Source organism: Oceanobacillus locisalsi (assembly GCF_042675985.1).
Taxonomy (GTDB): domain Bacteria; phylum Bacillota; class Bacilli; order Bacillales; family Amphibacillaceae; genus Oceanobacillus; species Oceanobacillus locisalsi.
Map to the genome: position 1 here is coordinate 69587 of NZ_JBHTKK010000012.1, position 12322 is coordinate 81908.

13 protein-coding genes are annotated in these 12322 nt (G+C 40.0%); 10 read left to right on the plus strand and 3 right to left on the minus strand.

Going from position 1 to position 12322, the window contains the following annotated elements:
• Positions 1-30: 30 nt before the first annotated feature.
• The 3 genes from ACFQ19_RS11100 (at position 31) to ACFQ19_RS11110 (ending at position 2535) form a co-directional block, all read left to right on the plus strand.
• Complete coding sequence (locus ACFQ19_RS11100; RefSeq protein WP_379592147.1) at positions 31-489, plus strand: prepilin-type N-terminal cleavage/methylation domain-containing protein; 459 nt, start codon at positions 31-33, stop codon at positions 487-489.
• Complete coding sequence (locus ACFQ19_RS11105; RefSeq protein ID WP_379592148.1) at positions 486-920, plus strand: PilW family protein; 435 nt, start codon at positions 486-488, stop codon at positions 918-920. Before ACFQ19_RS11100 ends, ACFQ19_RS11105 begins: the two co-directional genes overlap by 4 nt.
• Positions 921-1056: 136 nt before the next feature.
• A complete protein-coding gene (locus tag ACFQ19_RS11110; protein WP_379592149.1) occupies positions 1057-2535 on the plus strand; it encodes a pilus assembly PilX N-terminal domain-containing protein in 1479 nt (492 codons plus the stop codon).
• A 206-nt stretch (positions 2536-2741) separates the two neighbouring features.
• On the opposite strand, the gene ACFQ19_RS11115 is transcribed toward ACFQ19_RS11110, so the two are convergent.
• From ACFQ19_RS11115 to ACFQ19_RS11125, 3 genes are all read right to left on the minus strand, one after another.
• On the minus strand, positions 2742-4178 hold the full coding sequence (locus ACFQ19_RS11115) for a UDP-N-acetylmuramoyl-L-alanyl-D-glutamate--2,6-diaminopimelate ligase (RefSeq protein ID WP_379592150.1): 1437 nt from the start codon (positions 4176-4178) through the stop codon (positions 2742-2744).
• A 160-nt stretch (positions 4179-4338) separates the two neighbouring features.
• A complete protein-coding gene (locus ACFQ19_RS11120; protein ID WP_379592151.1) occupies positions 4339-4464 on the minus strand; it encodes a hypothetical protein in 126 nt (41 codons plus the stop codon).
• A 95-nt stretch (positions 4465-4559) separates the two neighbouring features.
• The gene (locus ACFQ19_RS11125) at positions 4560-4970 is read right to left on the minus strand and encodes a MerR family transcriptional regulator (RefSeq protein ID WP_379592152.1); all 411 of its coding nucleotides are present in this window, start codon (positions 4968-4970) and stop codon (positions 4560-4562) included.
• A 694-nt stretch (positions 4971-5664) separates the two neighbouring features.
• Between ACFQ19_RS11125 and ACFQ19_RS11130 the strand changes: the two genes are divergently transcribed.
• From ACFQ19_RS11130 to ACFQ19_RS11160, 7 genes are all read left to right on the plus strand, one after another.
• Positions 5665-6762, plus strand: coding sequence for a PQQ-dependent sugar dehydrogenase (locus tag ACFQ19_RS11130; RefSeq protein ID WP_379592153.1), 1098 nt, complete (start codon positions 5665-5667; stop codon positions 6760-6762).
• Between the two features lie 70 nt (positions 6763-6832).
• Positions 6833-7687 (plus strand): aldo/keto reductase, encoded by an 855-nt coding sequence (locus tag ACFQ19_RS11135; protein ID WP_379592154.1) that lies wholly within the window; start codon positions 6833-6835, stop codon positions 7685-7687.
• A 227-nt stretch (positions 7688-7914) separates the two neighbouring features.
• Positions 7915-8148: a hypothetical protein gene (locus tag ACFQ19_RS11140; protein WP_379592155.1), complete on the plus strand. Its 234-nt coding sequence runs from the start codon at positions 7915-7917 to the stop codon at positions 8146-8148.
• 21 nt (positions 8149-8169) lie between these two features.
• Positions 8170-9174, plus strand: a complete 1005-nt coding sequence (locus ACFQ19_RS11145; RefSeq protein ID WP_379592156.1) for an ATP-grasp domain-containing protein — start codon at positions 8170-8172, stop codon at positions 9172-9174.
• Positions 9175-9239: 65 nt separating this feature from the next.
• Positions 9240-10514: a diaminobutyrate--2-oxoglutarate transaminase gene (ectB, locus tag ACFQ19_RS11150; protein ID WP_379592157.1), complete on the plus strand. Its 1275-nt coding sequence runs from the start codon at positions 9240-9242 to the stop codon at positions 10512-10514.
• Positions 10515-10623: 109 nt separating this feature from the next.
• Positions 10624-11265, plus strand: coding sequence for an SDR family oxidoreductase (locus tag ACFQ19_RS11155; protein WP_379592158.1), 642 nt, complete (start codon positions 10624-10626; stop codon positions 11263-11265).
• A gap of 65 nt (positions 11266-11330) precedes the next feature.
• Positions 11331-12050 carry a dihydrofolate reductase family protein gene (locus ACFQ19_RS11160; protein ID WP_379592159.1) on the plus strand — a complete coding sequence of 240 codons (720 nt, stop codon included), beginning with the start codon at positions 11331-11333 and terminating at the stop codon, positions 12048-12050.
• The last annotated feature ends 272 nt before the right edge of the window (positions 12051-12322 follow it).

Genomic DNA, 12322 nt, shown 5'->3' on the forward strand with positions numbered 1-12322 from the left:
GTATTATCTCAAGAACAGGAGAGGGAGCTGTTGAAAGCAAAGCATCGATTAAAGATAATTGCCGAGTCAGGTTTCACACTGGTGGAAACGCTTGTCTCCGTTGTTCTCCTGGGCTTGGTACTGACAATATTTTTAACTGTATTTACACAGTCAGCTGCAATCAATAAAACATCGGAGGAAGTAGTAGATGCATCTTATCTTGCTCAAAAAGAAATGGAAAATCTGTATGCTCTCAGTCAGAGAACAACCGATTATAGGACGGCGATGGAAGCCGCTGGTTATACAGAAGTAGAGGAAGATAGTGACTGGATGTATTATACGTTTCATCATGATGATCCAGAGACGGAGGATTATTATACCCAAATAAGATTAGAAAAGGACGGCGCTGATCATCTTCATCGCGTTGTCGTGGAAGTATACCAGCAGAATGACGATGCTCAACAGGTGAAAATGCAAAATGTATTAGCATGGGGGCAGGAGCCACGATGAAAAAATTGCTGACAAATGAAAAAGGTCTGACACTTGTTGAACTGCTCGCTGTTTTCGTCATTGGTGCTATTTTCATATTGTTGTTGTCTCAAGTCATGACAGGCGTTCAAAAACAGTATACACAACAATCCGCAGAATCGGAATCCCTATTCGATGTGACCTATGCAGCAAAAGTAGTAACCAAAGACTTCAGAATGGCTGAAACAGTAATTACAGATGGAGAAAGCTCTGGAGAGGTAACATTTGTGAAGCCGGATGGTACGGAAATTTCTTATCATTATCATGCAACAGGACAAATACTGTATAAAAATGGGACTCCTTTTGTGAGAGAAGTGACCGATTTTACTGTATCAAAGCAAGATGATATGTACGTCGTCCGAATAAGCAATGCCAATGGAAAATTGGTGGAGACCGAATTAATTCAGAGGTAATTGTACAGAGGACAGGAGACCAAGGATTATCAGAAAGACTGCCAAAGCGGGAAACAGCAGATGCAGATCGTCTCACTCTTTCGATGATGGATATTATATAATGAAACACGCCCTTACTATAAAAAGGTTGGTTCCTATGAAAAAATGGATAAAAAATCAATACATATCAACAAATGAATCAGGATATATGTTGGTGACAGTTGTTTTAATCATCACGATTATTGCGATACTTGGTGTCAGTATTATCAGTATGACGTTGAATTCTGTAAAAACATCGACGAGAGAACAGCATGATCAATCTGCGTTTTATATTGCCGAGGCTGGATTAACAGTGAAAATGGAAGAAGTCAAACAAATCATAGACAACACGGAGGTAATCAGCGATTCCTCTGCTTATTTTGAAAATCTCTTCGAAGCATTTGAACAGCTTGATAAAGAATATAATCAATTTGAAATGGTCTCGGGAATTTCCGAAAGGCCCTACGCTGCTATTACGATTGAAGAGGTCGCTGATCAAGAGAATACTGGGACCTATGTGATGACTTCCGCCGGCCATATTGGTACGAATGCAAGGAAATTAGAACAAACATTTGAAGTCAACCGGACACAAAATAATGAGGGAAGCATCCCGGAAATGGCTGTTTTGGTGCAAGAAACGATTTATGCAGATAATGGCACGATTACCGGAGACATCGGCACGGTCATGCCGGGTGACGATACGATGGTCATCAGCAGAGAAGAAATAGTAAATGGAGATTATTTTGCTCCACGAGGATCCGAAGCTCGTGCTGCAAAAATACTTAATCGGGGCGGGAGTGTATTTTATCCAGGAGCCAATGATATAGCAGAAAAAGGAGGATATCCGGAGCTGCCTCCGTTTCCGGATATTCCTGCAGGATATAGCGTATTACCGGATACAGAAGTGAATGGATTTCATGTTGTAAACGATGGGAGTCTGCTTATTACAGATTATCGGGCGAATAACTATACTTTAAATATGGATGACAATCTGGCATTTAAGAACATGGCTTTCAATGCGAATAGAGTGTTGAACATCCATACCGGAGATTCAGATAAAGCAATCGTAGTTGACCATCTTGACATGGAAAATGGACATATCAATATAACAGGTACAGGAAAGCTTACCATCTATGTGACGGACAGAATAACATTCGGTTCCGGCAGTACAATAAATAATCATGGCGATGTAAAACAGCTAGATATTTTTCTGGAAGGGAACCAGGAGTTAAAGTTGGCCGGCAGTCAAACAATATTCGGATCAGTCTATGCCGAAAATGGAGAGATTGATTTGGGAGCTGGCGCAGGAGTCAAAGGGAATATATTTTCAGGTGGTAATCATATAAAAATCAGCGGCGGTTCCTGGGCAGCACCTACACTTATATTTGCCCCCAATGCGGAAGTTTCTCTGACCGGCGGAGCAGCGGTGCGAGGCGCTATCATTGCTCATTCCTATCATATGTCCGGCGGCGCCACCATGATTTGGGAGGAACTGCAATATACAGAAGGGCCGATATCCAGTGGAGGAATCAGCGGAGATGTGGAAGAAGTACAGCTGGAACTTTCCCCTGTTTATGAGAGTGAATCGGTGGAATAACTGATGTCGTATGATAATGTGACATACTTTATAAAGTAAAATGGAATGAAAACAGCGGATGCGAAAGTGATTTTAATCTGATGCTTTTGTATTCGCTGTATTTATTTTGTAATGGATAGGAGAGAAAAAAAAGGACAATAACGGAAAATAGTATCCTTATTTACATTGCCTGTTCATTTCATTTTTCAATAACGTTTCTCTCGCCTTTATAAGGTTTTATTATAGATGTTATCTGTCTGCAAAATATATTCAACGGTTTCTTTATCCGAGTTCGCTGGCAAAGTGAATTTGGAGTGATAAGGTTCATGCCCTTTCCCAGTGATAATTACCCAGTCATTTTCCTTTGCTTTTTCAAGGGCATACTGGATAGCTAATGTACGATCTGAAATAACCTGTCCTTCATTCCATTCTTTCAGCTCCTGCAACATAGCAGCAGGAGGGACGCCGTTTAAATCATCCAATGTAAGAATGGTTTCATCCGCCAATTTTTTAGAAATGGTGATCATTTTATTCCTTTTACTTGCATCTCTGTCTCCTCTAAAACCAAAAACATGAAAGACTTTTCCTGCTCCTTGGGTTTTAGCTGTAGTTAAACAGTTAGAAAAAGCTTCTGCAGTATGCGCATAATCGACAACGACAGTCGTCCCATTTGAACGTCTGAATACTTCAAATCTTCCGGGGACACCAGAGAATGTACGTAATGATTTCATAATTTGCTGGACGGGGACGCCTATTTGTGAAGCTGTCAGGAATGCCATTGCTGCATTATACGTATTATGCTGGCCTAAGATGGCTAATTGAAGGGGAAGGTTCCGTCCTTTATAAGAGATTTCAGAAAATCCAGGAGTTATTTTATTTATCGTCAGCTCATCGTTTTCCTTATTTCCTAACGTAATGAATGAAAAAGCACATGATTGGAGCATGCCGCTAAGTTTTTCTCCCCATGCATTATCATTGTTGATGATTGCACATCCATTATCCTTTAATTTTTCAAACATTTTTGCTTTGGTTAAGAAATAACCTTCCATGTCACCATGATAATCAAGATGGTCATGATCTAAATTGGTAAACAGGCCAAAATCAAATGTAATCCCATGTATTCTGCCTTGTGCTATTCCATGCGAAGATACTTCCATAATAATAAATTCATCATTGCTTATGGCCAGATGTTTTTGCAAGTTCAGCGCATCAGGTGTCGTATTCAGGGAAGGGTATGTATCCCCGTTAATGATCGTATTTACGGAACCAAACATAGAACACGTATGACCGGCATTCTCTAAAATATGTTTTATCATATATGCTGTGGTGGTTTTTCCATTTGTACCGGTAATCCCAATTATTTTTTTATCTTTTGCTGGGTTTCCGTAAAACGCAGAAGCGAGTTCAGACAGAGCTATGCGGCTGTTGGGAACTTTAATATATGGCACGGGCAGCTCTTGAATATCCTCTTCCCCTATAATACAAACAGCTCCAGCTTCGATTGCTTGGTTAATAAAATCATGGCCATTAAAGCTGTATCCCTTTATGGCAATGAATAAATCATTTTTTTCTACGGATTGCGAATTTGTTGTTATGTTATGAATGATCCTATCCGGTAGGCTTATCTGTGTGCGGATTGTTTGGAGCAGTTTTTGTAAGTTCATGTGTTTTCACCTCTTAAACATAGCGTGGAGCCTTTAAATATGTTCCCGATTACTTCTATGTAGGAAGAGAAGAACAATATACAGTCTTTCTTCGTTCAAAATAGATATCTTCTCTTCCGGAATCATTGGAGATTTAGCGCTTTATCGTATTTTCTTGACTTTAGTATAACCATTGGTCATTTAAAAAATTCTCGGTATAAAATGGTTGGTTGTCGTCGTTAAAATCAATGCCTGCTCCTAATTCAGCAAAGCTGTCTTGCAATATATTTTCTCGGTGCACTTTCAAATTTATTCATCTCTTCTTAAGGGTTTGCTGAATTCGAGACCTAAAAATAGCTGCACTTTATATATAACATAATAAAGTGCAGCTATTTTTAGGAATTAAAAAACGGTATTTCCTATTTTGTTGTCTTTATGCACATCTTCCGTTCCTGCTTCCAACGCTACTTTGTAATAATGACATTTATGATTGATGAGAGCCATGGTATTTTTTAATTCTTCCATTTGTTTTTCTACAACTGCTTTTTGATTGATAAATAAGTCATATCTTTGTTGTAAGGAAGCGTCTCCTATAGAACACCATTCAATAAATGTCTTGATATCCTTGATAGACATACCGCTGGATTTCAGGCATTGAATAACATTTAGTAACTCGATATCGGAATCTTTAAATACGCGCGTTCCATTATCGGTGCGTTCGACAAAAGGAATGAGTCCTTCTTTATCATAATAACGTAAGGTGGGGATAGTAAGATCTAATTTTTCTGCTACTTCTCCAATAGAATAAGTCATTTTATCGCCTCTTTTCAAAGATAAACCTAAAGTAAACTTAATAGTTGAAAGGAGTTTATCATACTAGTTGGCGAGTGTCAAAATGAATTATCTAAAAATATGCGCAAATGATTTGCCCTAAAGTCAGGTTGATGGGGTATCATGAATCCCAACAAAAGAAAGTGAGATAGAGGGTTTAATGAAAAAATACCTTTATGCTTTTTATTAACTCGACTTTTGCACCTAAGAATAAGCATATAACTCTTGCTGTACCAGGATGAACATGGATTCTATTAGCATGCTTGCTTTTAGCTAAAGCATCCCTCTATTTTTGAACAGGGTTTGGAGTGTAGCTCCCGCTCCGGCCAACCACTCCGCTTTCCGACGTACAGGACGTACTAGTGCAGACGTTGCAACAACGGTTTTAATGGGGTGAGTAATCGCAACCCCAGGACGTTGCGACTTTAGTCTGCATAGGGGCACGCTCTTCAGCTAACTTTTGCAAAGAAGGTCGCTTGGCAAAAGTGGATCTTCAGATGGTGCTGATCCCTCAGGAGTCAAAACGGTCCGCCGCAGCGGTAGCTTGACACCTTACCTTCTATTCCTTGTCAAGGGAGTTAGCAAAGGAACGATCAACTCCTGTTTCTCTGGAAATGAAGCTACTTTTTATAGTGCGAAAGTTGAGTTATTAATAAATTGGAGAGGAGAAATGTGCATGAAGAAAATCATATCAGGGTATCTGCTCGGAGTGTTTTTACTGATTGGATGCTTGGCAAATGAAGAGGATCCTGCTGCAACTGATAATGACGGAGATACGCAAGAGGAAGAGACAACGATGCCTGTGGAAGGTTTAGAAATTATAGCAGAAAATTTAGACGTACCATGGTCGATGGAAATGGTAGAGGATAATATGTTTTATATAACAGAAAGAACGGGCGGTATTGTCCGAATAGAAGATGGTGAAGCAAAAAGGCAAGAGGTGGAATTAGAACATGAGATTTCAACAGCTTCAGAGGCGGGATTACTGGGTTTTACACTGGTTTCTGATTTTTCTGAGTCCAATCAAGCCTATGCTTACTATACCTATGAAAATGGCGAGGGGCAATTTAACCGCATTGTAACCCTGCAGTTGGAAGATGAGGTATGGAGAGAAGATGATCTGCTTCTCGATGAAATCCCTAGCGGTGCCTATCACCATGGGGGAAGACTTCAAATAGGGCCGGATGAAATGCTTTATGCAACCACAGGAGATGCTTCTGATACGCAACTAGCTCAGGATGAGAGTTCATTGGGCGGGAACATTTTAAGAATGCATTTAGATGGCTCCATCCCCGATGATAATCCTGCTTCTGATTCCTATGTCTATAGCTTTGGCCATCGCAATCCACAAGGAATTACATGGGCTGAAGATGGTACGATGTATGCCAGTGAGCATGGGGACAATGCCAATGATGAAGTAAACGTGATTGAACCTGGTGAAAACTATGGCTGTCCAATTATTGAAGGGGAAGAAGAGCAAGAAGGGTTCGTTTCCCCGTTATTCACTTCTGGGAATGAAGAAACATGGGCACCATCAGGCATGGATTATGACGATGATACCTTATATGTTGCGGCATTAAGAGGGTCTGCTGTATTAGCATTTGATTTGGAAACAGGAGATTATCGTGAAGTAATAAGTGATCTTGGAAGAATTCGTGATGTGCGGGTCGAGGATGATTATCTCTATTTTGTAAGTAATAACGGAGATGGCAGAGGTTCGCCTGAGGATAGTGATGACAGGCTTTATCGAATTGCACTTTCCGAATTAGAGTAACTGTCATTCCGAACGATGAAAATAATAAGGATTTTCCAATATGATATAAAAGTTTGGAGAGAGATAACAGATGAAAAAAGTGAAAATTGCCGGAAGAGAAGTGTTTCCTATCGGTTTAGGTACGTTGAATATGGGAGATAAACCAAATAAAGCTGATCAAGAAATAAAAGCCATACAAGCCGGATTGGATAATGGGGTTCAAGTCATTGATACAGCGGAAATGTACGGAAGCGGTAATTCTGAACGCTTGGTGGGTAAAGCTATTAAACCTTATCTCCAAAAACGGGAGGGTTTGTTTCTTATTTCCAAGGTTCTTCCTTCCAACGCTTCCGAAAAGCAGTTGCCAATTAGTCTGGATGATAGCTTAAAACGATTAAATGTGGATTATTTGGACTTATACCTGCTTCACTGGCACGTCAACATCCCGCTTCAAGAAACAGTGGAAGCACTGGAAAAAGCTAAAAACCAAGGTAAGATCAAGGCTTGGGGTGTTTCTAATTTAGATACAGATGATATCGAAAAAATAGTATCATTTCCAGAAGGCGCAAATTGTGCGGCAAATCAAGTACGTTACAATTTAGCGGACCGGGGAATCGAATATGACCTGGTTCCTTTCATGAGCAAGCAGGATATGCCAGTCATTGCTTATGCACCGGTTGACCGGCATGATAGCTCCGGCACCCGATTAACAGAGCAAAGTGTTTTAAAGGAAATTGCCGAAAAGCATCAGGCAGATATTTTTCAAATTTTATTAGCTTGGTGTATCCGAAACAGAGAAACCATTGCTATACCGCAATCAAGTAATCCTGATCATGTATTAAATAATGTAAAGGCAGCTGAAATTCCATTAACCCAACAGGATCTTGAATATATCGATGCGGTCTCTCCCAAACCTGCTTCGAAGCAGCCGCTTGCTTTATGGTGAGATGGATGCTAATGGGGATTGGGTTTTAATCAAATTACCTGTTTATCAGCAAAACGATGCCTTGTGGTTGAGATATTTGGTTGAAAAATCCCGCTGAATGGCGTTTTGTTTTACGGTTAGAACGTCGAGCATAGATACAGAGAGAATATAAAAGAGGGTCACAAAATGTAACGGTTCAACTTATTGTTAGAGGAGATTCCATTCAAAGTACAGAGGAGAAATCTATTTTGAAGACGTTGATATATGTAAATATAAGAAACTATAAAGTAGAAAGAATGAAACCAATTTATGCTGCAAAAAAGTTAGGTTATCGGGTCGCCTTGATGGCAGATGAAGATCCTGACTTGGATGCAGGGTTAATTGATGATCTTATTATAGTAGATACGTATGATATGGAAGCGTCCGTTAAGGCGGGTATAGACTATGCAAACGATCATATGATTGCAGGGGTATTAACCTGATCTGATAAAGATGTGGAGCTGGTGGCAAAAATCGGTTCCGAATTAGACTTACCAGCTATTAGCGTAGAAGCTGCCAAAAGAGCCAGGAATAAATATTTTATGAGAGATGCGCTAAGTCAGGTCCCTGGAATTTGTCCCAAGTTTAAACGTGTTCAATCTTTCGATGATTTGAAACAAGCAGCTGAAGAAATTGGTACACCGGCTATTTTTAAACCTGTCGGTGCAGCAGGGAGTAAAGGTATTTTTAAAATAGAAGCGGATACGGATATTCGTGAGATATATGACGTCATGATTGCATCGACCTCTCCTGAAGAAGATAAAATTTATACCTACTATCCGAATGAATATATCTACGAAGAATATTTGGATGGCTCGGAAGTATCGATTGACGGAGTGGTTCAGGATAATCATGTCTATATGACAGGTGTCGCGGATAATCTGGTGTCATCTGGTTATTCATTGGATTACATGGAGATTTTCCCATCTGAAAAAGATAATGAAACTGTCGAGAATATAAAGAAATGTACGGAAACAGCAGTGAAAGAGCTGGGATTCAATAATTGTGCTTTTCACTTGGAAGGCAGAGTAACAGCTGAGGGATTCAAAGTGATAGAAGTTGCGGGTCGTCCTGCAGGCGGTTTTATTGCATCGCATGTCATTGAACAAGCTTCGGGCATTTCGTATTTAGAGTTTATTATAAAAGTAGCTGTTGGAGAAAGCATCCAGGACAGCTGGCCGGATTTTGACCAAATCAGCTCATATAGCGTATGTCACTATGAAATTTTAGCAGATCAAGAAGGTGTTATTACGGATATACGCGGTTTGGATGATGTCATGGAGGATGAGGATGTGATTTTGATTATTCCTGTTAAGCAAATCCAGGATGAAGTGGCTTTACCTCCAAAAGATTTTGAATCTTGTTACTTGGCCACAGCAATTATTAGAGGAAAAGGGTATGCAGAAGTGATGAATAAAATTAGCAGGATGGAAAATAAATTGGATTACCGGATCGAACAGGGACGATAAATGCATAAGGATGAAAAATTATCTGAGATAAGCAGTTAAATTATAAAAAGCAAGAGGTGTACAGAATGTCTGTAAATATATCATCTACATTAGAGACAATAAATGATTTGGAATCGCAAGTCAGAAGCTACAGCCGGAGTTTTCCTGCTGTATTTGAAAAGGCGAAAGGATACCATTTATGGGATACAAACGGAAAAGAATATATCGATTTTTTCGCTGGAGCAGGCGCATTAAACTATGGGCATAATAATGAAAAAATGCAGCATGCTTTGATAGAGCATATCAAGAATGACGGGATTATTCATAGTTTGGATATGGGGACAGAAACTCGGGCAGCATTTTTAAAAGCATTCAATGAAATTATCCTTCGTCCAAGAGGGCTAGATTATAAAGTCATGTTTCCAGGTCCTACGGGAACGAATTCGGTGGAAGCTGCCATCAAGATTGCCCGTAAAGTAACTGGAAGAGAAAATATTATCAGTTTTAGTAACGCATTCCACGGGATGACGATAGGCTCGCTTGCTCTTTCCGGCAATGCAATGAAACGGAAAGGAGCCGGAATACCTTTAAATAATGCAACGGTGATGCCTTTTGATCATTATGTAGAAGGGGAAAATACCATTGATTATGTAAAAAGGTTTCTTTCTGATGATGGAAGCGGGGTAGATTTACCGGCAGCGATTATTTTAGAGACGGTTCAGGGAGAAGGCGGACTAAATACAGCCAGCTATACGTGGTTACAAGAGATAGAACAGATTTGTAAAGAAAAAGAAATCCTTCTCATTGTAGACGATGTACAAGCAGGCTGCGGCCGGACAGGCACCTTTTTCAGCTTTGAGCCAGCGGGGATCAATCCGGATATTGTATGTCTATCCAAATCCATAGGAGGAATAGGCTTACCAATGGCGGTTACATTGATTAAACCGGAATGGGACAGATGGAACCCAGGAGAGCATAATGGCACCTTCAGAGGGAATAATCTGGCATTTATAGCGGCAACGGAAGCGTTGAATTATTGGAAAGATCATCGTTTCAGCCTAGATATTCAAGAAAAAGCAGAAACTATCCAACAAGAATTGTCCAGAATAATCAGCGCGTATCCATTTATGAATGGAACATTAAGAGGAAGAGGACTCATGCAGGGAATCGCCTGCGGAACACCAGGTATCGCAGAAGAAATAACGCAAAAAGCATTTGAAAAAGGACTGATTATCGAGACTTCTGGAGCGGATGATGATGTCATTAAATTATTGCCTCCATTAATTATCGATGCAGAGGGAATAGAAAAAGGAATTTCTATTCTGGAAGAAAGCATCAAAGAGATTAAACAACACGATTGACATGTGGACTGTCATTAGAGAGACAGGAGCTGGAAAGTCCGCCTTTCCAGCTGCCCTTCCAAAAGGAGACAGAATTGGATGCAACGCAATGAAAAAGGAGGATACCTTCATGCAACACGTTATGATTATCGGTGCGAACGGTCGTACAGCCAGAGAAATCATCCCCCGTTTACAAGAACAAATAGATGTAAAGCTGACGCTCTTTTTGCGCCAGGCTGAACGAGTGCAAGATAAAGCCAGTCAAGATATAACAATAGTGGATGGGGATGCTAGAAATATAGAAGAATTGAAAGCAGCCCTTAAAGGACAGGATATCGTTATTAATGCGATGGGCGGAATGGATTTAGGAGATACCACAGAGACGTTGGGACAAGCAATGACCGAATCGGGCGTCAAACGAATCATTGCGATCAATGCAGGGGGTATTTATGATGAATTGCCAGAACCTTTTAACACCTGGGACTTTGAAATGGTCGGTTCTACACGGCCAATAAACTTAAAAGCAGCAGAAGCTATCGAACATTCTTCGTTGGATTATACTATTTTACGCCCTGTCTGGCTCACGAATAAACCAATCACAGACGTTCAATTGACGGATAAAGGGGAAATGTACAAAGGAACGGAGACTTCCCGGGCCAGTCTTGCTCAATTTATATCAGAAATCGTTGAAAATCCGGAGCGTTACAAAAATGAGAATGTTGGCATCAGTCAGCCAAATACAGATGGCGACAAGCCTGCTGCATTTCGTTAAAAACATGAAATTATGCAGCCAAAGAAACAGTCTCCATACTGATTTAATAACTAGGAGGATGCAAAATGAATAAACCATATATTATTATACACACCCATACCTCGATTGATGGTAATCTGGATATTATGAATCTAAGCGAATTTGAAGAAGCAAGCAGGCAATATCAAGAGCTTGCATTAGATCCTGAAAAACAGCGGTTTGGGATACAAGGCTATTTAAACGGGAAGGCAACGACAGAAGACGGCATTACTCATTATAAAACACCAGTGTTAGATGAAAATGCACCCCCTGTTCCGGAAGGAGATTATGTGGCGGATGCTGATGCGCCTATGTATTATTTATCGATAGATCCACGCGGGGAATTGGCTTTTGAAGAAAATACTTTTGGCTATGGCGGTGTTCCTTCGCATATTGTGGAAATCTTAACAGAGCAGGCATCCAATGCTTATAAAGCTTTTCTCAGGAAGAAAGAAATATCCTATATTATTGCTGGGAAAGAGCAAATTGACTATGATGTCATGCTGGATAAATTCTATAACCTGTTCCACATCGAGCGTATGATGGTTGGAGGCGGCGGTATCATGAACTGGTCATTTATTCAGAATGGCTTGGTAGACGAAGTGAGTGTTATCTTGGCTCCTATTGCAAATGGAGATCCAAATGGACATCGTTTCTTTGCCGCAAAATCCCCGTACTCCCGTATAAAAGAGACAGCTTTTCAACTGAAATCTGTTAAGGAATTAGCGCATGATACATTATGGATCCGGTATGCTGTAAAACAGTAATAAAACATCTTTAGGTTATCTGCTTTGAGCTTAATGCGATACAAAGTGGATAACCTTTTTTACTTATAACTCAACTTGCGCACTTTAAAAGTAATTTCCTTTCCATAGGCATAGGGTGAAGTGCAAGGATCAAGAAACGATGCAGTCTATCTATTGTAAAGGATAGATTTAAAATTATAGCCTAATTGATTGACCTAAAGTTTCCTTTATGAAGTATGTTTACTTATAATATTGGTAAAGGAATAGACAAAAATAAAAATCCAGCCATGCCT